The sequence below is a fragment of the Siccibacter turicensis LMG 23730 genome, from assembly GCF_000463155.2.
In the GTDB taxonomy this organism is placed as follows: domain Bacteria; phylum Pseudomonadota; class Gammaproteobacteria; order Enterobacterales; family Enterobacteriaceae; genus Siccibacter; species Siccibacter turicensis.
The window spans coordinates 154,970-177,506 of sequence record NZ_AWFZ01000030.1; the positions used below are offsets into that span (position 1 = coordinate 154,970).

The window sequence follows — 22,537 nt, forward strand, 5'->3', positions numbered from 1 at the left end:
TGTGATCTTGATCGTTATCTGGATGTATCGGTTTGCGTTGTCCCGGCGGCGAGCAGCGTGAGTCGACGCCACGCCCACTCGACCGGTCCCTGGCGGAAATAACGCAGCCAGAGCACGGAAAAGGCAAGGTTGACAGCCCAGACGCCGGGCACAAACGCCAGCAGCGTGAAGCGATCGAACTGCATAAACAGCCCGACGCGATAGAACAGCGTGGTGCAGATGAGGGTTTGCAGCAAATAGTTGGTCAGCGCCATGCGGCCCACGCAGGCCACGGCAGCGGTGAGGCGCCAGCGCACCAGCTGCGGCCAGTAACCGTAGATCAGGGCGGCGTAGCCGATGGTCTGGAACGGCGCGCTCAGCTCGCGCGGGGCCTGGAGCAGGAAGCCGCACCAGCGGAAATCCCACCCCAGCTGCCACTGGGCGATAATCGCCGGGAGGTTGATCGCCATTCCCAGCGGGATTAACAGCGCCGCACAGCGTCGGTAGTGGCCGGGGCTAAACTCCCCACGCAGCCAGCCGCTGCGCATCAGCGCTGCGCCGATGAGCATCATGCCGGCAAGCTGCCAGCCGTACTGCGCCCCAAGCGCCAGCAGGTTGTTCGCCAGCATATCGAGCCGGTTATCAATGGCCTCTGCCCCGCCGTTCAGCTTCCACAGGTGCTCATATTGCAGGTTCGCCATGTCCGGCACCCAGGAGCGGCTGGTCTGGTTCCCGGAAATAAGCCCGAGCAACACCAGCACAAACACCCCGGCCAGATAGAGCACCACGCCCATGTTGAACAGCGATCTGCCGCTCGGCGCATCGCGGATAAGCCGCCAGATCACCAGCCCCACCAGACCGTAGGCCAGCAGAATATCGCCGTCCCACAGCAGCACGGCATGTGCAAAACCAAGCAGTAACAGCAGCGACAGGCGCGCCTGGATCCAGCGTTTCCCCCGGCCAAGCAGCATTTGCAGGCCGGCACCAAACAGCAGGGCGAACAGCGTCAGGAATTTTACCTGTGCAAACAGGTCAAGAATGGCCCAGGTCCAGGCATCGCGGGAGGTGATATCGCCATACCAGGCGGGATTGAGGTACGCCGCCTTCGGCAGGCCAAAGGCGACGATATTGAGCAACAGGATACCCAGGATGGCAACGCCACGAACCACATCCAGCGTGACATTTCTCTCCATGCGTATCCTGCCCTGTTAGTTGGTGTGGTGACGTACCGCGCGCAGGAATTCCTGACGGGTATTCTGGCTCGACTTAAACAGCCCGCCCAGCGAGGTGGTAGTGGTCGCGCTGGTCGCATCGCGCACCCCGCGCGCTTTCACGCAGTAGTGAACGGCATCCATCGAGACCGCGACGTTATTGGTGCCAAGCAGCGTTTGCAGTGCGATCAGCACCTGCTGGGTCAGTCGCTCCTGCACCTGCGGGCGCTGGGCGAAGAACTGCACGATGCGGTTAATCTTCGACAGACCGATAACGCCGTCCTTAGGAATATAGGCGACCGTGGCTTTACCGTCGATGGTAACGAAGTGGTGTTCGCAGGTGCTGGTGAAGGTGATATCGCGCACCGTCACCATCTCATCCACCTTCATTTTGTTTTCAATGATGGTGATTTTCGGGAAGTTCGCGTAGTCCAGACCGGAGAAGATCTCATTCACGTACATTTTGGCAATACGGTGCGGCGTTTCTGCCAGGCTGTCATCGCTCAAATCCAGATTCAGCAGCTGCATAATTTCGGTCATATGACCGGCGATAAGGCTGCGGCGCGTTTCATTATCCAGCTCCTGGACAGGCGGACGCAGCGGGGTTTCCAGGCCGCGGGCAACTAACGCCTCGTGTACCAGGGCGGCTTCTTTACTGAGTGATGGCATGACGTAATCTCCGGCAGGTGGCGCAACCTCTGCCCTGCATGGGACAGAGTGTGGCGATATTGTGCGTGAGCGCGTTTTCAGAATCCAGCTATTCATGGTGATAATTATTGAAATTGCTGAATCCTTTTATTCATCACGTCGCCACACCAGCAGTCCGCCGATAAACAGCGCCGCACCCGCCAGCCACAGCGCCGGTTCGAGGCGGTGCAGCAGCGCGGTGGAGAGCGATGAGGTGACCGGGCCGACCAGCTGCCCGAGCGCGTAGCCGGTGGTCAGCAGCCCGGCCATATAGCGACTGTGGGCCGGGGCCAGCTCGCGGCCATACTGCATGGAGAGCTGCACCGCGCATAAAAACCCGCCCCCCACTAACAGTGCGCCGGTCACCAGCCCGCCGAGGCCCGGCAGCACGGCGGCAGCCAGCACGCCAATCCCCTGCAACCAGAGCACCAGCGCCAGCCGCTGATTGCTTTGCATGCAGTGGCGCAGCGCGATGCCCAGGGCGATCCCGATAATCGCCGCGCCGCCAAACACCGGCCAGACAAACTGGGCGAACAGGCTGCCGGGAAAGCGTTGCGCCGCCATCTGGGATAAAAAGGTGGCCGGCAGAATGTAGCCGAAACCGGCGAGGCTGTAGCTCCACACCAGTTTTTTCAGGCCGGGGGTGAGCACCAGCGGCGGCGGCGCGCGCTCCGGGCGGTGAAGTTCGCCGCGCGCCGGAAGATTACGGGCGATGAGGCTTATCAGAGTCAGCGCCAGCACGCCATACACCAGCCAGCCGCCCCAGGCCGGCAGGCCATACGACTGCACCCCAAGCGCCAGCAGGCCGCTCACGGCGATGCCCGCCCCCGGTCCGGCGAATACCGCGGCGCTGAGGCCCGGTTTACCGTGGTGCGCCAGCTGTTCGTTGGTCCAGGCGGCCACCAGCACCAGCCCCCAGCCGCTCATGCAGCCGATAACAAAACGCAGCAGGCCGTGTAACAGCGCATCATTGGCGGCCGCTGACAGCAGCGTGAGCGCCACCGCGCCCCATACGCCGCCGTGTAACCGCCACTCAACGCGGGTGGTGGCGCGCATCGCATCCCAGGCGCCCACCAGGTAGCCCAGATAGTTGCAGGCGGCGACCAGCCCGGCCGAGGTCAGGGTCAGCTCCCCGTCGCGAATCATCAGCGGCACCTGGGGCGTGAAGGCAAAGCGCCCGATCCCCATCACCACCACCAGTGCCAGAAAACCCGTTATTGCGATACGCAGCGCCACAGCCGGCTCCTTGTTATATTTTTGTTATCAGCATGATGCCGCAGCGCGCCGGTGAGGAGAAGTGAAACCTGCCGCGGCGCGATCCATTTCTTGCGTTCAGGCCAAACCACACGGACACTTAGCGGATGCCATTAATAAATGAGGAGAACCCGGATGGAAATGGTTGAAGAACATCAGATTTTCGCAGGCAAACAGCAGCGCTGGCGCCATACCTCGTCGGTGCTCCAGTGCGAGATGACATTCAGCATTTTTATCCCGCCCGCCCGCAGCGAGGCGCCGCCGGTACTGTACTGGCTGTCGGGACTGACCTGCAACGATGAAAACTTCACCACCAAGGCGGGCGCCCAGCGCGTGGCGGCCGAGCTGGGCGTGGTGCTGGTGATGCCGGATACCAGCCCACGTGGCGATGCGGTGGCGGATGACGACGGGTACGATCTGGGGAAAGGCGCAGGGTTTTATCTCAACGCAACGCGCGAACCCTGGGCGGCGCACTACCGCATGTATGACTACCTGCGCGATGAGCTGCCGGCGCTTATCCGCAGCCACTTTACCGTGGGCGAGCGCGCGTCAATTTTCGGTCATTCGATGGGGGGCCACGGGGCGCTGATCATGGCCCTGAAGAATCCGGGGCGTTTCTGCTCGGTTTCCGCCTTCGCGCCGATTGTGAACCCGGCCGCGGTGCCATGGGGTGAGAAAGCGTTCAGCGCCTATCTGGGTGAGGATCGCACAGCCTGGCAGGCGTGGGACAGCTGCGCGCTGATGCAGGCCGCCGGCCCGGAAGCCGTGTTGCCAACGCTTATCGATCAGGGCGAAAGCGATAACTTCCTGACCGGCCAGCTAATGCCGGAGCGTCTGGCGGCGGTGGCGAACGCGAAGAACTGGCCGCTGGAGTTACGCATGCAGCCGGGCTACGACCACAGCTACTACTTTATCGCGACCTTTGTGGAAGACCACCTGCGCTTCCACGCCCAGCATCTGTTTGCCTGATAACGCGGCCTTAGGCCGTATTCACCGGTGAATACGATAACGGCGGGTGCCTGTGCTCACCCGCCGTGTTGCATCGCGTTAATCCCGGAAGGTGGGTACTCACCGCGCGCCCACCTTCACACCAGCCCCTGTCAGAAGCGGTAGTCCATCGCCAGGAAGTAGCGGCGACCATCCTCGTTGTAGCTGTAGTCGTCCCGGCTGAGATCCTTATCGCCCAGGTTCATTACCCCGGCGCGCAGCTTGACGTTTTTCGTCGCCTGGTATGCGCCGCCCGCGTTCCAGATAACGTACCCGCCCGGCGTCGGACCGTCGGTGGTGGTAGTGCGCTTCTCGCCGGTGTAGTTGGCGGAGACGTAGAACGACCAGTCCGCCAGCGGCTTCCAGTCCACCGTTCCGTTGGCCGTGTGCAGCGGCAGTTCCGAGAGAGGTTTGTTGCCGCCGTCGCTCAGATCGCGCCCGTCGTTATAGGTGTAGTTCAGCGTCAGCTTCCACTGGTCGTCGAACGGGATTTTCAGCTCGGTTTCCACGCCGCGGATCCGCGCCTTGTTGACGTTGTAGTAGCGGAAGACTGGATTACCGCTGTCCGGATCAAAGCCGACAAAGTTGTCATAGGACGGCGCCAGCCCGCGATTCGACGTGCGGTTAATGCCGATCATGTCGTCAATATCGTTCTGGAAGGTAGTGATGCTGGCATTGACGCCCTCCAGCCAGCCCTCTTCCCCGGCGTAGTAGAGGCCGATTTCATAGCTTTCGCTGGTTTCCGGCTTCAGCTCCGGGCTACCGACAATCTGGCAGCTTCCGCGGCATGAACCGGTGGTCCAGTCGGGGCTGAGCTGCAACAGCGACGGGGCTTTAAACGCCGTTGACCAGCCGCCCTTCACCGTCACGGTGTCGGTCGCGTTATAGACCAGGTAGGCGCGCGGGCTCCAGTGATCGCCGTAGGTGTCGTGATCGTCCATGCGCAGCCCGGCGGTCAGCGCCAGCGGGTCGATGATGCGCCACTCGTCCTCGATAAACAGGGCGTACTGGCTGGAGGAAGTTTCGCTGCTGCTTCCACCGGTCAGGTTAACCGGATCGCTAAGCTTATCGTGACGCCACTCTCCGCCGAAGGTCAGCATCTGGTTGATCTCCCCGAGCGGCAGCACGTACTTCCCGTCAACCGTATTGCTTTCGGAGGTAATCCCATCGCTGCCCGGATTTTTGTTGTCCACCTTCTCACCGTAGAACTTCAGCTCGCTGTTGCCCAGATCCCAGCGGCCGTTGTGCCCGAGGGAGTAGTTCTGGCGTTCGATGCGGTTTTTATCCAGCGAATCGGAATCGCGATCCTGGCGGTCAAATCCGTACCCCAGGTTTACATCGTGGTTCTCGTTGGGCGTCAGGGTAAATTCGACGTTGGCGTCGCGGCTGGTAAAGCCTTCGATGCGCGGGCTTTCGCCGGTGGCGCTGGAGGCCGAGGACTGCTGGTCATCCTTTTCACGCTTCGACAGATTGCCATAGACCTTGACCCCCAGCAGATCGTCCACCAGCGGGCCGCTGGTAAAGAACTGGCCGTTGTAGGTGTCGCCGCGATCGCGGTGTTCCTGAACGGTGGTGTCGGCGGTCACCGAGCCGTGCCAGGCGCTGCCAATTTTTTTGGTGATAATGTTCACCACCCCGCCCAGCGCGTCGGACCCGTAGAGCGACGACATCGGGCCGCGCACGACCTCGATGCGCTCGATGGCGTCCACCGGTACCCAGTTGAGATCGAAGTCGTTGTGGCGGAACACCACGTTGCGTGAGTTGACGCGCTTGCCGTCGACGAGGATCAGCGTATAGCTGCTGCTCAGGCCGCGCAGACTGACCCCTTTGCGGTTGTCGCCCTCGTTAGTGAGCTGAACGCCGGGGATCTCCTGCAGCACGTCCTTCAGGTTATTAACCGGACGACGGGCAAGATCTTCCTGCGTAATGACGCTGATGCTGGCCGGCGCGTCTTTCAGATTCTGTTCCGTGGCTGACGCGGTGACCACCATCGTATCGGCATTGTCATCCACGGCCAGCGCAGGCAGCGCCAGGGTAAACAGAGACGCGCACAGGCCTCCGCGCATAACAGCATTCAACCTAAACATTCCATTTCTCCATGAGGTAAACACAACGGCATAAAAGGAATTGCTCACAGCACCGTATGCCGTTCTGCGACGGCAACGTAATGTTCTGTAACAGGCCCTGACGTTGTTTAACCCCATGAATGGGATGTTTATTTAGAAGAATGGACGCCTGTTTTTTACGTCCTGTTACAAGTGCGCACACCATAAAGGAAATGATAATGCTTATCAATACAGTAACTGTAAAGATACGGTCAGCTGATGGGATTAACGGCAACGGACGGGATAACGGGCGGAAAAAGCGGCAGGCGAAAGCCCATCCCCTTCTGCGGGCGCAGAAGGGGATAACGGTTATTTGGTGAAGCGCTCCGGGAACTCCATGTCGCGATAGGAGACGAAACGGGTACCGCGGCTGAACTTGTAGCCAAACCAGATAATCAGGAACAGCGGAATGCCAATATAGGTCGCTGCTACGCCACCCCAGTCGATGGTGTCAGACAGGAAGGCTTCGTAGTTCTGGCCCAGCGTAATGATCAGGCACAGCACGAACGCGAAAATCGGCCCCAGCGGGAAGAAGCCCGACCGGTACGGCAGATTATCCAGCGAGTGGCCCTGCATCACATACCCGCGACGGAAGCGGTAGTGGCTGATGGCGATACCAAGCCAGGCGATAAACCCGGTCATACCCGAGGTGTTGAGCAGCCACAGGTAAACCGTCTGGTTACCGAACATTGAGGTCAGGAAGCACAGCCCGGCGATAACGGTGGTGGCATAGAGCGCATTGCGCGGCACGCCGCCCTGGGAGAGCTTCGAGAAGATGCGCGGCGCTTTGCCATCGCAGGCCAGGGTGTAAAGCATACGCGTTGACGCATACATCCCCGAGTTCCCCGCCGACAGCACCGCCGTCAGGATCACCGCATTCATAATGGCCGCCGCACCGAGCAGCCCGGCGTGTTCGAACACCAGGGTGAACGGGCTGACGCTGATGTCTTTCACATCGTTACGCAGCAGGCTCGGATCGGTATAGGGGATAATCAGGCTGATAATCAGGATCGCGAACACATAGAACAGCAGAATACGCCAGAACACCTGCCGCACCGCGCGCGGAATGTTCTTCTCCGGGTCTTCCGATTCGCCCGCGGCAATACCGATAAGCTCGGTGCCCTGGAACGAGAAGCCGACGATCATCGCCACGCCAATCATCGCCGCAAAGCCGCCGGCAAACGGCGCTTCGCCGATAGACCAGTTGCTCCAGCCCGCCGGTTTGGCGCCCTGGAAGATGCCAACGATCATCAGGATGCCGACAATGATAAAGATAATCACCGTGGTCACTTTGATGAGCGAGAACCAGTACTCCGCTTCGCCAAAGCCCTTCACCGAGATCCAGTTGAGCAGGAACATCACAGCCAGGAACAGTGCGCTCCAGATCCAGCCCGGCGTGTCCGGGAACCAGTAGGACATCACCAGCTGCGCGGCGACCAGGTCAACGGCAATGGTCACCGCCCAGTTGTACCAGTAGTTCCAGCCCAGCGCGAAGCCGAAGCCCTCTTCAACATACTTCTGCCCGTAGGTGGCAAACGAGCCGGATACCGGCATGTAGGCCGCCAGTTCGCCGAGGCTGGTCATCAGGAAGTAGACCATCAGGCCAATCAGCATATAGGAGAGCAGCGCCCCGCCCGGCCCGGCCTGGGAAATGGTGGCGCCCGAGGCGACAAACAGGCCGGTACCAATCGATCCGCCAATGGCGATCATGGTGAGATGGCGCGCCTTTAACGCGCGTTTTAGCGCAGGCTGTTGTGTGGTTTTAGATTCCGAAACCATAGGAATATATTGTCCATCTAAAAAATGAGGCGCGATTGTAGCAGACCAAACCGCAGGTTCCTGGCATAAATACGCGGTTATAAGAGAGCTTCATGATCGCGGGTGGATTATAAGTAAAGCAGGAATGGCGCGGTTCGCTAGCCGCCGCGCCGGAGAGGAAAGTTAGCTGTCGCAGTAGCGCAGAAAGCGCATCAGGGCGTTGGAGAGGTGTTTTTGACGGTGGCGAATGCGATACAGCCGGCGAACCAGACGCGGCAGCGGTACCGGGACCTCCACCAGCGAGCCGCTTTCGAGCTGCTCGGCGATAACGCGTCTGGAGAGGCAGCTGATGCCCAGCCCATGCCGCACCGCATGCTTGATGGCTTCCGAGTTGCCCAGCTCCATGCCGAGCCGGAACTGCGGCAGATGGGACAGCAGCAGATAATCGACGATCTCCCGCGTTCCCGACCCGCGCTCGCGCAGGATCCACTGTGCCGTTGAAAGGGTTTCCAGCGTCACCGGCTGCTGCAAAATAGCGCTGCCCGGTGCGGCAAACACCACCAGCTCATCCTCAAGCCACGGCTCGGTGACGATATCGGCGGTGTGGCACGGGCCCTCAATCAGGCCGATATCGACGCGAAAATCGGCCACCGCATTGATCACATCCTGACTATTGCCGACGCTCAGCTCCAGCGGCAGCTCGGGGAAGTCCCGGCGGTAGCGGGCGATGATTTCCGGCAGGATGTAGTTGCCGATGGTGCTGCTGGCATAGACGCGGATGGCACCGTTATCGTCGCGAAACAGCTGCTCGATCTCTGCGGCCTGCTCCAGCAGCGCCACCACGCGCGGATACAACAGTCGCCCATGTTCGTTCACCACCAGCCGCTTGCCGACCCGGTCAAACAGCTGCACGCCGAGCTGTCCTTCAAGATCCGCCAGCGCGGCGCTGACCGCGGACTGTGACAGGGCCAGCATCTGCGAGGCCTGGGTAGTAGAGCCGCTTTTCAGGACTTCAGCGAACACGTCCAGCTGGCGAAGGGTGATATGCATGGGCGATCCCACAAGGTATGAGGGGGTAGTTACCACTTATAATGGTTGATTATAAATATATAATCAATTTCATTTTTAACGCCGTCCGTCTTACGCTTGGCACAGCTAAAGGAGACGGGTTATGACGACGTTAACACTACACCATACTGGCCGCACGCTGCGGCATCTGGCCCCCGGTCTGGCCTTTACCGCCGTAATCACTGCGCTGGCGGTCTACGCCGGGACGTTACCCACGCTTTCGCATGCCGGGCTGAGCGCCCTGACGCTCGCCATTCTGGTGGGCATGATCGTCGGGAACACCTTCTGGCCGCGGATCAGCGCGCCCTGTGAGCCTGGCGTACTGTTTGCCAAACAGCACCTGCTGCGGCTGGGGATTATTCTCTATGGTTTTCGCCTCACCCTGAGCGATGTGGCGGGCATCGGCGCCAGCGGGCTGGTGATCGACATTTTCACCCTGAGCAGCACCTTCTTCCTCGCCTGCTGGCTGGGGCAAAAACTCTTTAAGCTCGACCGACAGACCAGCTGGCTTATCGGTGCGGGTAGCAGCATCTGCGGGGCAGCGGCGGTGCTGGCGACCGAACCGGTGGTAAAGGCCCCGGCCGGTAAAGTAACCGTAGCCATCGCCACCGTGGTCATTTTCGGTACCCTGGCGATCGGCGTTTATCCCCTGCTCTACCCCTGGCTGGCAACGTGGTTTGGCCCACAGGCCTACGGGGTGTTTATCGGCTCGACGGTGCACGAAGTGGCGCAGGTGGTTGCCGCCGGTCAGGCCATCTCAACGGATGCGGGTAATGCGGCGGTCATCGCCAAAATGCTGCGCGTCATGATGCTGGCCCCGTTCCTGCTGTTTCTCGCCGCGCGGGTAAAACAGCTGGCTCCTGCCGGGCAGGACGCGGCTGGCAAGATTACCATTCCGTGGTTTGCGCTGCTGTTTATCGTGGTGGCAATGGTGAACTCCCTGCACCTGTTGCCGGCGCAGGCGGTGAGTATGCTGGTGACGCTCGATACCGTACTGCTGACCATGGCGATGGCCGCGCTGGGTCTGACTACCCACCTGAGCGCGCTGAAACAGGCGGGGGTACGCCCTCTGCTGCTGGCGCTGGTGCTGTTTATCTGGCTTATCGTCGGGGGTGGTGCCATCAACCTGCTGGTCAACGCGTGGCTGGGGTAATGCGTGGCGACAGTGGGCGGGGATTATGGGTATCATAGCCCCTTTTCCCCCCAGCGGGTTGCGAGGAGAGACGAGAGATGAAGTTTATTGGAGCGCACGTCAGCGCCTCAGGTGGCGTGGCAAATGCCGCCATCCGCGCTGCGGAAATTAACGCCACGGCCTTTGCGCTGTTTACCAAAAACCAGCGCCAGTGGAAGGCAGCAGCGCTCACCCCGCAGGTGATAGATGAGTTCAAGCGCGCCTGCGAAAAACACAACTTCCAGTCCGGGCAGATTTTGCCCCACGACAGCTACCTGATTAACCTCGGGCATCCGCTTCAGGAGGCGCTGGATAAATCCCGCGCCGCCTTTATCGATGAAATGCAGCGCTGCGAACAGCTCGGCCTGTCGCTGTTGAACTTTCACCCCGGCAGCCACCTGACGCAGATTTCCGAAGAGGCGTGCCTGGCGCGGATTGCCGAGTCTATCAATATCGCTCTGGATCACACCGAGGGCGTAACGGCGGTTATCGAGAATACCGCCGGTCAGGGCAGCAACCTCGGGTTCCGCTTTGAGCATCTGGCCGCCATTATCGACGGCGTGGAGGATAAATCCCGCGTTGGGGTGTGCATCGACACCTGTCACGCCTTTGCCGCCGGCTACGATCTGCGCAGCGAAGAGGCCTGCGAACGAACCTTCGCCGAGTTCGAGCGCATTGTCGGCTTCCGCTATCTGCGCGGCATGCACCTCAACGACGCCAAAAGCGCCTTCGGCAGCCGGGTTGACCGCCACCACAGCCTCGGCGAAGGCAACATCGGCCATACCGCCTTCGCCTGGATCATGCGCGACGCGCGGTTCGACAACATCCCGATGATCCTTGAAACCATCAATCCCGATATCTGGGCAGAAGAGATCGCCTGGCTGCGGGCGCAGCAGCACGCGGAAACCAACGCCTGATCGGCTACGCCGGGCGGCTAGTGGCGTTTCGGTAACTGACATTGTGTCCGCCGGGAACCTGTCGCTGCTGCCGTCTGGCGCTAACACCAAAAATAGCCCTCGAAGCATGGCGCGGTCCGGCATCAAAACCGCCGCGCCGCAGGCGTTGAGTCCGGGCTGGCGGTCGGGAACCGCCAGAGGGCGCGAGCCCCGGGATGGGGTATCGCGACCGACCGGAGCGAGACGCCGGAGGCAAGGGCAGCCCGCAGGGCCGGTTTTACTGGCCGGGAGCCGGGATTGCAAAGGGGGCGGCGGCGAGCCCCCTTTGCCCGTTCACAGGCGGCCTGAGTGGCATGGAAATGCGACGTGGCGGTGAACGGAACCGCCGCCGCACTACCATAATCTTCACGCCTCACGTAACAGGCGCACTGCGCTACCCCACCACCACCCATAAAAAAGGGCCGATTCTCATCGGCCCTTTTTCACTGTCTGAACGCTCCGTTACGCCGCTTTTGCCGCCAGCTCGCTTTCAGGACGTTTCAGGAAGGCATACGCCAGACCCGCCACCAGCGTACCGGCAATAATCGCCAGCAGGTAGCCCAGCACCGGCGTGATCGCCCCTGGGATCAGCAGCACGAACAGACCACCGTGCGGTGCCATCAGCTTCGCGCCAATCGCCATGGAGATGGCCCCGGTCAGCGCCCCGCCAACGATACAGCACGGCAGAACGCGCATCGGATCGCGGGCAGCGAACGGGATTGCCCCTTCGGAGATAAAGCACAGGCCCAGCACCAGCGCCGCTTTACCGCCTTCCTGCTGGCCTTTATCAAACTTACGACGCGCAACCAGCGTCGCCAGCCCCATCGCCAGCGGTGGCACCATACCTGCCGCCATGATGGCCGCCATCGGTGCGTAGGTCTGGGTACTCAGCAGGCCAACACCAAATGCGTAAGCCGCTTTGTTCACCGGGCCGCCCATGTCGGTACACATCATGCCGCCGAGGATCGCGCCGAGCAGTACCGCGTTAGCAGTACCCATGGTTTGCAGCCAGTGGGTCAGACCCGCCAGGATACCGGAGACCGGTTTACCGATGACGTAGATCATCCCCAGGCCCACCACCAGGCTTGAGATAAGCGGAATAATCAGGATGGGCTTCAGGGCTTCCATGCTGTTAGGCAGCTTCAGTTTGGTGCTGATGGCACGCGCCACGTAGCCCGCCAGGAAACCAGCAATGATACCGCCGATAAACCCGGAGCCGGTGCTCACCGCCAGCATCCCGCCGATCAGACCCGGCGTCAGGCCCGGACGATCCGCGATGGAGAAGGCGATATAACCCGCCAGTACCGGCACCATCAGCGCAAAGGCTGAACCGCCGCCGATCTGCATCAGCGCCGCCGCCAGCGTGCCTTCCTGCTTAAATGCCTCGATACCGAAGACGAACGACAGCGCGATCAGCAGACCGCCTGCCACCACCATCGGCAGCATATAGGAGACGCCGGTCAGCAGGTGACGATACGGGCCCGCGCTTTCTTTCTTCGCGGAGGTCGTCGCGGCACTGCTCTGCCCTGCAGGCTGATACGGCGTCGCTTCAACGAGCGCCTTATCAAACTCCTGGGCGGTTTTCTTCAGCGCCAGACCGGTGGAGGTACGATACATTGGCTTACCGGCAAACTTCGCCAGATCCACTTCGATATCCGCCGCCACGATCACCAGATCGGCCTGGGCAATCTCTTCCGGCGTGATGGCATTCCCGGCCCCCACGGAACCGCGGGTTTCCACCTTCGCCCACCAGCCGCGTTTTTTCGCTTCGGTTTCGATGGCTTCCGCCGCCATAAAGGTGTGCGCGACCCCGGTCGGGCAGGCCGTCACGGCCACGATACGCTTCGCACCACCCGCCGCAGGCTGCGGAGCCGATACGGCCGCCGGCGCCTTGTACAGCTGCGCGTTGTCTTTGGCTTCGCCCAGGAACAGCTCCGGGTGCGCCACGGCGCGATCGATATCGCCGAGGTAGACCTTTTTACCATCCAGCGCGCTGTCGGTCGGCAACGCTGTGCCGATGACGATAGCCAGCTCGGCATCGTTCGGGTTGTCAATAATCTCAAGGTGCGCTTTCTGCGCCGCGGCGCTGAGCAGGGTTTTCGCGACGTACGCGCGGGCCTGGCCCAGACCGGATTCAATAATCAGCAGCGTTTTCATTATGCCTCTCCTGCTGTCAGTTAAAGGGTTTAAGGTCGACGCGCGCCATCATTGCGGCCAACTGAGTTCTGTCGGTAATACCGACGTTGCTCTGGCTCACCGCCAGCGCCGCGACGGCCGTTGCCAGACGCAACGTGTGCTCGCTTGATTCACGCATCAGCAGGCCGTAAATCAGTCCCCCCACCATCGAGTCGCCTGCGCCTACGGTGCTGACCACTTCTACTGACGGCGGTGTGGCAATCCATTCGCCTGAGGCGTTAACCCACAGCGCGCCCTCTTCGCCCAGCGAAATCACCACGTGGGCAATCCCCTGCTCGCGAAGCGCGTGCGCCGCGTCAATCACATCTTTGAGCTCCGGCAGCTTGCGGCCCGCCCAGATTTCCAGCTCGCGACGATTCGGTTTCACCAGCCACGGCGAGGCTTTCAGCCCGGCCACCAGCGCATCGCGGCTGCTGTCGAAAATAATGCAGGGACACTGGCTGCGCAGACGCGTCATCCAGTCGGTAAAGGCTTCCGGGCTGACGCCGGACGGCAGGCTGCCGCTGACGCAGACCATGTCGAACTGACCGAGCCAGCTCAGGGAGTCGGTGACAAAGCGTTCCCAGTCAGCCGGGGTCACTTCGAAGCCGGAGAAGTTAAGGTCGGTGACTTCGCCGTCTTTTTCCGTCAGCTTAACGTTGATACGGGTACGGCCCTGCACCACCTGGAAACGGTTAGCAATGCCCAGCTCGCTGAACAGCTGCTGAAAGCCATCCTGGTTGTCTTTGCCGAGGAAGCCGCCGACGGTGACGTCGATGCCCAGATCCTTAAGCACTTTGGCAACGTTAATGCCTTTGCCCGCGGCGTGCAGACCGGTGGTACGCACCAGGTTCACTTCGCCGCGCTCGATGTCCGCGCAGTAGCCGACCAGGTCATAGGCCGGGTTCAGGGTGATGGTGGCGACGCGTCTGCTCATGCTGCGCCCTCCCCAAGACCCGCGGCGATGGCATCGCCAATCGCTTTCAGCGCCTGTTCAGCATCTTCGCCCTGCGCGGTAAAGCGCAGACGGTGGCCGTGCTTCACGCCCAGCGCCACGACTTTCATCAGGCTGCGACCGTTCGCCGGCTTGCCGCTGCCGTCAAGGTTGGTCACGGTGATATCGCTGTTGAACTGCTTAATGGTGTTGACCAGCACGGTGCCCGGACGGGCGTGCAGGCCATGCTCGTTACGCACGGTAAACTCGGCGCTCAGCACGTCCTCAGCCAGCGCATCGTCGCTGGTGAGCAGCGCCAGCAGCGTCGCGCTGTCGGCGTTCAGCAAGCGGTCAGCTTTATTTGCCAGCAGCAGATCGCTCAGGCGATTCAGAACCGCCAGCGGCTGATCGTCAACCACCGCGGCGCTCAGCAGCAGACCGACGGTGGCACCCTGATGTTCAAACGGTGCGGCCGGGCGGCTGACGGCAATGGCGCTCGCCAGATTGCCTTCCGGGCTATCGTTCAGCCAGATGCCCTGCCCCAGATTCAGCGGCTTGCCGGTGATAACGTTCGCCACGAAGGTGGTATCTACCGCGCCGGCTTCGCTCAGTCGTCCGGCGTTCAGTGCCTGAAGGGTCACCAGATCCTGGGTCGCCACGTCGAGGGAGAACAGGGTGTTATCCAGTTTCAGACCGGCAACCTGCTTTTCACCCATCAGCAACGCGCGCAGCTCTTCTGCCGTGGAGGCGGTTTTCAGCGCCTCGGCCACGTTGTCGTCGCTCAGAACGTGCGTGAGCTGACGCAGCAGGCCGAGGTGCTCGTCGGAGCTGGCGGCAATACCGATGGCGACGTAAGCCACCTGATCGTCGCCCCAGTTGACGCCCTGCGGGAACTGAAACACCTGCACACCGGTTTTCAGCACCTGGTCGCGGGTGTCGGTGGTGCCATGGGGAATGGCGATGCCATTGCCCAGGAAGGTTGAGGTCTGCTGCTCGCGCGCCAGCATTCCGTTCACGTAGCCGTCAGCCACGTTGCCCGCCTGCACCAGCGCAGCGGCAACCTGACGTATCGCGTCTTGTTTATCCGCGGCCTGCATGCCGGGATGGATGTCCTGCACAGATAATTCGAACATGATTCTCCTCGCTTGCTGAAATTGAATCGTTTCAGCTGTTCTGCGAATGATAGCGCCAGCCGGTTCTCTGACATCACGCCGGCTACGCTGAAACGTTTCAAGGAGTTTCATGATAACCCGCATAGCTGGCAAGCAAAGTCGTGAATAGCGTGGCAAAATTTAGATATGCCGCACAATTCTGATTTTAGTTGACGAATTAGCTGAAGTTGAGCGAAGCGATGGATAAAAAATTCAGCTTAGGTTCAGCGAAGGGGCGGAGGAAGGGGGAAGTCAGGGCGCCGTCAGCGCTTCGAGGTGGATCAGGTATTCCATTGCCTGATGGCGCGTGCTGCCACACATCTCGGCGGACGGCTGTAATCCGGCGCATACCGCCGGGCGCAGCGGCGAGCGAAAGAGTTTACAGCGCTGGTGCTCATCGAGCTGAACGCAGGGCATGTTGGCCGGTTTGCCGTCGGGCATGCCGGGGATCGGGCTGGAAATGGACGGCGCGGTACAGCAGGCACCGCAGTCGGAACGGCACTCCATCTGGAGTCCTCCTGGCTATTTTTTTACGACGCGCAGGCGCCTGACGCTGCGCACACTACCCTGTTTAGTGATGCAACGCAAAAGCCGCGAATTCCGCTTGCCTGACAATGGCGCCGCGAGTACCGTGACGCGATATTTTTTGCCAATTTAAGGGATGTATTTTTATGCCAAGAGCGAACGAAGTAAAAAAAGGTATGGCCATCAATTACAACGGCAAACTGCTGCTGGTGAAAGATATTGATATTCAGGCTCCGAGCGCCCGTGGCGCGGCCACGCTGTACAAAATGCGCTTTGCCGACGTGCGTACCGGTCTGAAAGTGGAAGAGCGCTTCAAAGGCGACGATATTCTCGACACCATCAGCCTGTCGCGCCGTCAGGTGACCTTCTCCTACGTGGACGGCAACGAGTACGTCTTTATGGATAACGAAGACTACACGCCGTTCACCTTCAATAAAGAGCAGATCGAAGAAGAGCTGCAGTTTATTCCGGAAGGCGGTATGCCGGGCATTCAGGTGCTGACCTGGGACGGCCAGCTGCTGGCACTGGAGCTGCCGCAGACCGTGGATCTGGAGATCGTGGAAACCGCGCCGGGCATCAAAGGCGCGTCCGCCAGCTCGCGCACCAAACCGGCCACGCTCTCCACCGGGCTGGTCATTCAGGTGCCGGAGTATCTGGTGACCGGTGAGAAAATCCGCATTCATATCGCGGAGAAGCGCTACATGGGCCGCGCCGACTAATAAAAAAAGGGACAGCCCAGGCTGTCCCTTTTTACGTTCAGCAGCGTTACAGCAGATCCGGGAACAGGGTTTTCTTCAGCGCCAGCTCCACGCCACGCACTTCCGCCAGCCCCTTCAGACGGCCAATGGCCGAATACCCCGGATTGGTTTTTTTACGCAGATCGTCCAGCATCTGATGACCGTGATCCGGACGGAACGGAATCGGACGCCGATCCCCTGCCCGCTTGCGGCGCTGCTCCTCTTTAAGAATCGCCGCTACGACCGCCACCATATCCACATCGCCGCCAAGGTGAGCCGCTTCGTGGAAGGTTTTCGGGTTCGCTTCCCGGCAGGTGGCGCGCAGATGGGTAAAGTGAATGCGGTCCCCGAAGGTTTCCACCATTTTCACCAGATCGTTGTCCGCCCGTACGCCGTACGACCCGGTACACATGGTGAAGCCGTTATGGATGCTGTCTACCGTCTCCTTCAGCCACTGCATGTCCTCAATGGTCGACACAATGCGTGGCAGCCCGAGGATCGGACGCGGCGGATCGTCAGGATGCACCGCCAGCCGCACGCCCACCTCTTCCGCCACCGGCACAATGGCACGCAGGAAAACGGCCATGTTGTCGCGCAGCGCCGCCTTGTCGATCCCGGCGTATTCATTGAGGCGTCCGCGGAACTGCTCCAGGGTATAGCCCTCTTCCGCGCCCGGCAGGCCGGCGATGATATTGGCCACCAGCTTCGCGCGATCGGCTTCGCTTGCCGCCTCGAACCAGGCTTTGGCGTCGCGCTGTTCTTCGGCCGTGTAGTCCGCTTCTGCGCCCTCACGCTTTAGAATGTGCAGTTCGAAGGCGCCGAACGCCGCCTGGTCGAAACGCAGCGCTTTTGAACCGTCCGGCAGCTGATATTCAAGATCGGTGCGGGTCCAGTCGAGGATAGGCATGAAGTTGTAGCAGACGGTGTCGATGCCGCAGGCCGCAAGGTTGCGGATGCTCTGCTGATAGTTGGCGATATGCTTCTGGTACTGCCCGGTGTGGGTTTTGATCTCTTCGTGAACCGGGATGCTCTCGACCACCGACCAGGTGAGGCCTTTTTCCGCGAGCTGGGCCTGACGCGCTTTGATCTCCTCTACCGGCCAGACTTCACCGTTAGGAATGTGATGCAGAGCGGTGACCACTCCGGTTGCGCCCGCCTGACGCACATCGTCCAGCGAGACCGGATCGGCAGGGCCATACCAACGCCAGGTTTGTTCCATTTGGTGCACCTCTTAAGTTGTTATACCAATTTTTCGTAACAGCATGACGACTACCATACATGCTTTGCGAAAACGGTCAATTTTGCCCGCCGCATTGGTTGATCAATCTCACATTCTGGGGTTATTTACGGCTTACCAATTCAATTTGTTGTCATATAACTTTACACTGGGCTTTGTTAATCAATGGTTAATCAGGTATGAACTAAATGAAGACAATCGCCTCTCAGCCCCTTCCGGAACAGGTTCAGCAACCGCGCTACGATCGCTCAGCGTTACAAAATCGCATCGTTCACTTTGGCTTTGGCGCGTTTCACCGTGCCCATCAGGCGCTGCTGACCGACCGGGTGCTCAATCTGCAGGGCGGCGACTGGGGGATCTGCGAGATCAGCCTGTTCAGCGGCGAACAGCTGATGACCGCGCTGCGCGAGCAGGATCATCTCTATACCGTGCTGGAAAAGGGTGCCGACGGAAATCAGGCCATCGTGATTGGCGCCGTCAACGACTGCCGCAGCGCGACGCTGGATGGCCTCGAAGCCGTACTGGAGGCCTTTTGCGAACCCCAGGTGGCGATTGTTTCTCTGACCATTACCGAAAAAGGCTACTGCATCGATCCGGCCACCGGAAAACTGGACGTGACCAATACGCGCATTGCCCACGATCTCGCCAACCCCGCCGCGCCGCAGTCCGCCCCCGGCATTCTGGTAGAGGCCCTGCATCGCCGTCGCAGCCGCGGTCTGCCGCCGTTTACCGTCCTGTCATGCGACAACATTCCTGATAACGGACACGTGGTGAAAAACGCCGTACTGGGTATGGCGGAGACGCGCGACCCGGCGCTGGCCCACTGGATTGCCGAACACGTGACCTTCCCCGGTACGATGGTCGATCGCATCGTTCCCGCCGCCACGCCGGAATCACTGGCGGAAATCACCGCCGCGCTTGGCGTGGAGGACCCGGTGGCCATCAGCTGCGAGCCTTTCATACAGTGGGTGGTGGAAGACCATTTTGTTGCCGGGCGCCCTGCCTGGGAGAAGGTCGGCGTGCAGCTGGTGGACGACGTGCTGCCGTGGGAAGAGATGAAGCTGCGGATGCTCAACGGCAGCCACTCGTTCCTGGCCTGGCTCGGCTACCTTGCCGGGTATCAGCACATCAGCGACTGTATGGCCGACCCGCATTTCAAAGCCGCCGCGCGCCAGCTGATGCTCACCGAGCAGGCCCCGACGCTTAAGATCGCCGGGGTGGATCTCCACGGCTACGCCGACAGCCTGATCGAACGTTTCTCCAACCCGGCGCTGCAGCACCGTACCTGGCAGATCGCCATGGACGGCAGCCAGAAGCTGCCGCAGCGTATGCTGGAGGGTATCCGCTGGCATCTGCGCGAAGAGCGTCCCTGGCCGCTGCTGGCGCTGGGCATCGCAGGCTGGATGCGCTACGTCAGCGGCATCGACGAGCGCGGGGAGCCTATCGACGTGCGCGACCCGCTCATTGAGGCGATCCAGGCGCAGGTTGCCGGCAGCAGCGAGGCCGACCGCCCGGCGGCCCTGCTGCGCCTGAGCGCGATTTTCGGCAGCGATCTGCCCGCCGACCCGCGCTTTGTCAGCGCCGTGCAGCAGGCGTGGCACGACCTGTGCGAGTATGGCGCCCGTGAGGCGGTGGCCCGCCTCGTGCGTTAATCTTCCCCCTGAACGACGCGCACGCCGGCCCTGGCGTGCGCATCGGACTTCTCTTTCTTCGCGTTTTTCGCCAGGATGTTCCGACATTTTTTCGCGCCACGCCCGTGGCCTGAGTAACGTCTGGAGTAACTGTGACCAAAACCAATCTGATTACCGGTTTTCTCGGCAGCGGCAAAACCACCACCATTCTGCATCTGCTGGCGAATAAAAATCCCGATGAAAAATGGGCTGTGCTGGTCAACGAGTTTGGCGAAGTCGGCATTGACGGCGCGTTGCTGGCTGACAGCGGCGCACTACTCAAAGAGATCCCCGGCGGCTGCATGTGCTGCGTTAACGGTCTGCCGATGCAGGTCGGGCTGAATACCCTGCTGCGCCAGGGCAAACCGGATCGCCTGCTGATCGAACCCACCGGGCTGGGGCATCCGAAGCAGATCCTCGATATGCTCACCGCCGCCGTCTACGAACCGTGGATCGACCTACGCGCCACGCTCTGCCTGCTCGATCCCCGTCAGTTGCTCGACGCGCAATACAGCGAGAATGATAACTTCCGCGATCAGCTCACCGCCGCCGACGTCATTATTGCCAATAAAGAGGATAAGGCCGACGACCGCAGTCGCGCCGCGCTCACGCAGTGGTGCGAGACGCATCTTGAAGGGCGCGAGCTGCGCTACGCCTCCCGGGGTGCCATCGACGGCGCGCTGCTCGATCTGCCGCGCAGTGGCCGTCAGGTGCCCGCCAGCGCGGCGCATCAGCATGGGCAGAACCTGGAGCGCGGCCTCGGCGCACTCAGCCTGCCGGCACACCAGCGCTGGCGTCGCAGCCTCAACAGCGGTCAGGGCTATCAGGCCTGCGGCTGGATCTTCGACAGCGACACGCAGTTCGACACCATCGGCCTGCTGGAGTGGGCGCGGCTGGCGCCGGTTGACAGGGTAAAGGGGGTGCTGCGTATTCCGGAGGGGCTGGTGCGCGTTAATCGCCAGGGCAACGATTTTCATATTGAAACCCAGAGCGTCGCACCGCCGGACAGTCGTATTGAGCTGATTAGCGCGACGGAGACCGACTGGAACGCACTGCAATCCAGTTTGTTGACGCTTCGTTTAACCATGCCAGACTAAGTTTGCGACTAAGAAATGACTTAGTGAACCGTTATGACGAAAACACGCTTGCTTACTATCCTGCTGCTGAACGCAGCGGGTTTTTTACTTTTTTTCTCCTGGTATCTGCCTGCCGGACACGGTTTCTGGTGGCCGATCGATAGCGGACTGTTCCATTTTTTCAACCATAAAATCGTCGAAAACCAGACGTTTCTCTGGTTTGTTGCGGTAACCAATAACCGCGCGTTCGATGCCTGCTCGCTGCTGTGCATGGGGCTGTTGATGCTGTGGTTCTGGCGCGGTGCCGACCCGGCTGGCCGCCGTCGGGTAGTGCTGATTGGCCTGACGATGCTGATGACCGCCGTCGTGCTCAACCTGCTGGGTCAGTCGCTGATTCCGGTACAGCGTACCAGCCCGTCATTAAGCTTTGACGATGTGGTGCGGGTGCGCGATCTGCTGCCGACTGTGCCCACTAAAGATGCTTCCCGCGACTCGTTCCCGGGCGATCATGGCATGATGCTGCTTATTTTTGCCGGCTTTATGTGGCGCTATTTTGGTCAAAAAGCGTTCATGGTAGGTCTGGCTATATTTATTGTTTTCGCCCTGCCGCGAATGATGATTGGCGCGCACTGGTTTACCGATATTTTCGTCGGTTCTCTTTCCGTGGTGTTAATTGGACTTTCATGGGTTTTATTAACCCCACTGTCGGACAGGGTTATTTCGCTGCTTAACCGCACGCTGCCGGGCAAATATAAACAAATTAATAACAATTAATTCATTTTACATAACAAAAATCATCAGATATCTCGTCGCGATCTGATGATTTTTTAGCAGCGAAACGGCGATTTTTAGCCCACTTTCCAAAAAGTCACACGTTTGTAAGGGGATAGCGCCCAGCCCGCATGGCATCTGGGCTGCCGCAAAATAACCCGTTCACATCTTGCATCACATTTTCTTATTAAAAATCACGTAAAAACTCTCGCATTGACTATGTCGATCGGGTAGTCTCACCTTCGTTTTGCCGTTCAGGCATGATTTGATGCATCTATTGGTAATAGTCTGAATTTTTTTTGTGCGTTCACCCACAGATTCGCATTCAGGTAATTGTTTGCATCATCGGCGCTAATTAGTCTCGTCACGTTTGGCATTTTTATAACGAATTTTTCGTTAAGGACATCAAGGGATAATAAACAACATGGTCAGATCTCAGCCGATTTTGAGATATGTATTGCGGGCAATCCCCGCTGTAGCAGTTGCAGTTCTGCTCTCCGCATGTAGCTCAATGAACACCGCGAATAACATGCATTCTGAGACGCATGCAGTGAATGAGAAAGATGGTTTTCTACTGCAAGCCTCTCAGGATGAATTTGAAGAGATGGTCCGCACGCTGGATGTAAAAACCCGCCTGATGGATCAGTACGCCAGCTGGAAAGGCGTTCGTTACCGTATGGGTGGCAGCACCAAAAGCGGTATCGACTGCTCCGGCTTCGTACAGCGCACCTTCCGCGAACAGTTTGGCCTGGAATTACCGCGTTCTACCTATGAACAGCAGGAAATGGGCAAATCCGTCTCCCGCACCAGCCTTCGCACCGGCGATCTGGTTCTGTTCCGTGCCGGTTCTACCGGACGTCACGTCGGTATCTATATCGGTAACAACCAGTTTGTTCACGCGTCCACCAGCAGTGGCGTGATGATCTCCAGTATGAATGAGCCGTACTGGAAAAAGCGCTACAACGAAGCGCGCCGGGTGCTTAGCCGCTCGTAATATACCGTTGACGTTCATTCCCTTGATGCCAACGAGACGCTCTAAGACGCTGCTTATGCAGCGTTTTTTTATGGGCGTTAGCTGATAATCCTGAGACGTGCTGCCGTAATCT

Annotated in this window: 19 protein-coding genes; 8 read left to right on the forward strand and 11 right to left on the reverse strand. The window is 60.0% G+C overall.

What is annotated here, in order from left to right; all coding sequences use genetic code 11:
• Positions 1-14 precede the first annotated feature (14 nt).
• From yeiB to DW58_RS10355, 3 genes are all read right to left on the reverse strand, one after another.
• Positions 15-1,172, reverse strand: a complete 1,158-nt coding sequence (yeiB, locus tag DW58_RS10345) for a DUF418 domain-containing protein YeiB (RefSeq protein ID WP_024550921.1) — start codon at positions 1,170-1,172, stop codon at positions 15-17.
• Between the two features lie 15 nt (positions 1,173-1,187).
• Positions 1,188-1,859: a GTP cyclohydrolase I FolE gene (gene folE / locus DW58_RS10350; protein ID WP_024550920.1), complete on the reverse strand. Its 672-nt coding sequence runs from the start codon at positions 1,857-1,859 to the stop codon at positions 1,188-1,190.
• 126 nt (positions 1,860-1,985) lie between these two features.
• A complete protein-coding gene (locus DW58_RS10355) occupies positions 1,986-3,113 on the reverse strand; it encodes a YbfB/YjiJ family MFS transporter (RefSeq protein WP_024550919.1) in 1,128 nt (375 codons plus the stop codon).
• A gap of 153 nt (positions 3,114-3,266) precedes the next feature.
• Between DW58_RS10355 and fghA the strand changes: the two genes are divergently transcribed.
• The gene (gene fghA, locus DW58_RS10360; RefSeq protein WP_024550918.1) at positions 3,267-4,100 is read left to right on the forward strand and encodes an S-formylglutathione hydrolase; all 834 of its coding nucleotides are present in this window, start codon (positions 3,267-3,269) and stop codon (positions 4,098-4,100) included.
• Between the two features lie 131 nt (positions 4,101-4,231).
• Here fghA and cirA read toward each other — a convergent pair whose 3' ends face one another.
• The 3 genes from cirA to yieE form a co-directional block, all read right to left on the reverse strand.
• Positions 4,232-6,205 carry a catecholate siderophore receptor CirA gene (gene cirA / locus DW58_RS10365; RefSeq protein WP_024550917.1) on the reverse strand — a complete coding sequence of 658 codons (1,974 nt, stop codon included), beginning with the start codon at positions 6,203-6,205 and terminating at the stop codon, positions 4,232-4,234.
• Between the two features lie 327 nt (positions 6,206-6,532).
• The gene (locus DW58_RS10370; RefSeq protein WP_024550916.1) at positions 6,533-8,002 is read right to left on the reverse strand and encodes an amino acid permease; all 1,470 of its coding nucleotides are present in this window, start codon (positions 8,000-8,002) and stop codon (positions 6,533-6,535) included.
• 162 nt (positions 8,003-8,164) lie between these two features.
• Entirely contained in the window at positions 8,165-9,031 is an 867-nt protein-coding gene (yieE, locus tag DW58_RS10375) for a DNA-binding transcriptional regulator YeiE (protein ID WP_024550915.1), read from the reverse strand.
• A 121-nt stretch (positions 9,032-9,152) separates the two neighbouring features.
• On the opposite strand from yieE, the gene DW58_RS10380 reads away from it, so the two are divergent.
• Both DW58_RS10380 and nfo read left to right on the forward strand, forming a co-directional pair.
• On the forward strand, positions 9,153-10,202 hold the full coding sequence (locus DW58_RS10380) for a YeiH family putative sulfate export transporter (protein ID WP_024550914.1): 1,050 nt from the start codon (positions 9,153-9,155) through the stop codon (positions 10,200-10,202).
• Between the two features lie 77 nt (positions 10,203-10,279).
• Positions 10,280-11,137, forward strand: a complete 858-nt coding sequence (gene nfo, locus DW58_RS10385) for a deoxyribonuclease IV (protein WP_024550913.1) — start codon at positions 10,280-10,282, stop codon at positions 11,135-11,137.
• 480 nt (positions 11,138-11,617) lie between these two features.
• Here the strand turns inward: nfo and fruA are convergent, their stop codons facing one another.
• From fruA to DW58_RS10405, 4 genes are all read right to left on the reverse strand, one after another.
• Entirely contained in the window at positions 11,618-13,312 is a 1,695-nt protein-coding gene (gene fruA / locus DW58_RS10390) for a PTS fructose transporter subunit IIBC (protein WP_024547538.1), read from the reverse strand.
• Between the two features lie 16 nt (positions 13,313-13,328).
• A complete protein-coding gene (gene fruK / locus DW58_RS10395) occupies positions 13,329-14,267 on the reverse strand; it encodes a 1-phosphofructokinase (protein ID WP_024547537.1) in 939 nt (312 codons plus the stop codon).
• A complete protein-coding gene (gene fruB, locus DW58_RS10400) occupies positions 14,264-15,397 on the reverse strand; it encodes a fused PTS fructose transporter subunit IIA/HPr protein (protein WP_024547536.1) in 1,134 nt (377 codons plus the stop codon). Before fruB ends, fruK begins: the two co-directional genes overlap by 4 nt.
• Positions 15,398-15,667: 270 nt before the next feature.
• On the reverse strand, positions 15,668-15,922 hold the full coding sequence (locus DW58_RS10405) for a YkgJ family cysteine cluster protein (RefSeq protein WP_024547535.1): 255 nt from the start codon (positions 15,920-15,922) through the stop codon (positions 15,668-15,670).
• A gap of 164 nt (positions 15,923-16,086) precedes the next feature.
• On the opposite strand from DW58_RS10405, the gene yeiP reads away from it, so the two are divergent.
• Positions 16,087-16,659, forward strand: coding sequence for an elongation factor P-like protein YeiP (gene yeiP, locus DW58_RS10410; RefSeq protein ID WP_024547534.1), 573 nt, complete (start codon positions 16,087-16,089; stop codon positions 16,657-16,659).
• 46 nt (positions 16,660-16,705) lie between these two features.
• On the opposite strand, the gene uxuA is transcribed toward yeiP, so the two are convergent.
• Positions 16,706-17,896, reverse strand: a complete 1,191-nt coding sequence (uxuA, locus tag DW58_RS10415) for a mannonate dehydratase (RefSeq protein ID WP_024547533.1) — start codon at positions 17,894-17,896, stop codon at positions 16,706-16,708.
• A 206-nt stretch (positions 17,897-18,102) separates the two neighbouring features.
• Here uxuA and DW58_RS10420 point away from each other — a divergent pair, with 206 nt between their 5' ends.
• From DW58_RS10420 to mepS, 4 genes are all read left to right on the forward strand, one after another.
• On the forward strand, positions 18,103-19,566 hold the full coding sequence (locus tag DW58_RS10420; RefSeq protein ID WP_024547532.1) for a mannitol dehydrogenase family protein: 1,464 nt from the start codon (positions 18,103-18,105) through the stop codon (positions 19,564-19,566).
• 131 nt (positions 19,567-19,697) lie between these two features.
• Positions 19,698-20,681, forward strand: a complete 984-nt coding sequence (locus DW58_RS10425) for a CobW family GTP-binding protein (RefSeq protein WP_024547531.1) — start codon at positions 19,698-19,700, stop codon at positions 20,679-20,681.
• Positions 20,682-20,714: 33 nt separating this feature from the next.
• Positions 20,715-21,434 carry a phosphatase PAP2 family protein gene (locus DW58_RS10430; RefSeq protein WP_024547530.1) on the forward strand — a complete coding sequence of 240 codons (720 nt, stop codon included), beginning with the start codon at positions 20,715-20,717 and terminating at the stop codon, positions 21,432-21,434.
• 421 nt (positions 21,435-21,855) lie between these two features.
• Entirely contained in the window at positions 21,856-22,425 is a 570-nt protein-coding gene (gene mepS / locus DW58_RS10435) for a bifunctional murein DD-endopeptidase/murein LD-carboxypeptidase (protein WP_024547529.1), read from the forward strand.
• Positions 22,426-22,537: the final 112 nt, after the last annotated feature.

Excerpts from the sequence above, each read along its gene's own strand:
- yeiB (WP_024550921.1), bottom strand. The coding sequence starts at position 1,172 with ATGGAGAGAAATGTCACGCTGGATGTGGTTCGTGGCGTTGCCATCCTG.
- folE (WP_024550920.1), bottom strand. The coding sequence starts at position 1,859 with ATGCCATCACTCAGTAAAGAAGCCGCCCTGGTACACGAGGCGTTAGTT.
- fghA (WP_024550918.1), top strand. The coding sequence starts at position 3,267 with ATGGAAATGGTTGAAGAACATCAGATTTTCGCAGGCAAACAGCAGCGC.
- cirA (WP_024550917.1), bottom strand. The coding sequence starts at position 6,205 with ATGTTTAGGTTGAATGCTGTTATGCGCGGAGGCCTGTGCGCGTCTCTG.
- DW58_RS10370 (WP_024550916.1), bottom strand. The coding sequence starts at position 8,002 with ATGGTTTCGGAATCTAAAACCACACAACAGCCTGCGCTAAAACGCGCG.
- yieE (WP_024550915.1), bottom strand. The coding sequence starts at position 9,031 with ATGCATATCACCCTTCGCCAGCTGGACGTGTTCGCTGAAGTCCTGAAA.
- DW58_RS10380 (WP_024550914.1), top strand. The coding sequence starts at position 9,153 with ATGACGACGTTAACACTACACCATACTGGCCGCACGCTGCGGCATCTG.
- nfo (WP_024550913.1), top strand. The coding sequence starts at position 10,280 with ATGAAGTTTATTGGAGCGCACGTCAGCGCCTCAGGTGGCGTGGCAAAT.
- fruA (WP_024547538.1), bottom strand. The coding sequence starts at position 13,312 with ATGAAAACGCTGCTGATTATTGAATCCGGTCTGGGCCAGGCCCGCGCG.
- fruK (WP_024547537.1), bottom strand. The coding sequence starts at position 14,267 with ATGAGCAGACGCGTCGCCACCATCACCCTGAACCCGGCCTATGACCTG.
- fruB (WP_024547536.1), bottom strand. The coding sequence starts at position 15,397 with ATGTTCGAATTATCTGTGCAGGACATCCATCCCGGCATGCAGGCCGCG.
- DW58_RS10405 (WP_024547535.1), bottom strand. The coding sequence starts at position 15,922 with ATGGAGTGCCGTTCCGACTGCGGTGCCTGCTGTACCGCGCCGTCCATT.
- yeiP (WP_024547534.1), top strand. The coding sequence starts at position 16,087 with ATGCCAAGAGCGAACGAAGTAAAAAAAGGTATGGCCATCAATTACAAC.
- uxuA (WP_024547533.1), bottom strand. The coding sequence starts at position 17,896 with ATGGAACAAACCTGGCGTTGGTATGGCCCTGCCGATCCGGTCTCGCTG.
- DW58_RS10420 (WP_024547532.1), top strand. The coding sequence starts at position 18,103 with ATGAAGACAATCGCCTCTCAGCCCCTTCCGGAACAGGTTCAGCAACCG.
- DW58_RS10430 (WP_024547530.1), top strand. The coding sequence starts at position 20,715 with ATGACGAAAACACGCTTGCTTACTATCCTGCTGCTGAACGCAGCGGGT.
- mepS (WP_024547529.1), top strand. The coding sequence starts at position 21,856 with ATGGTCAGATCTCAGCCGATTTTGAGATATGTATTGCGGGCAATCCCC.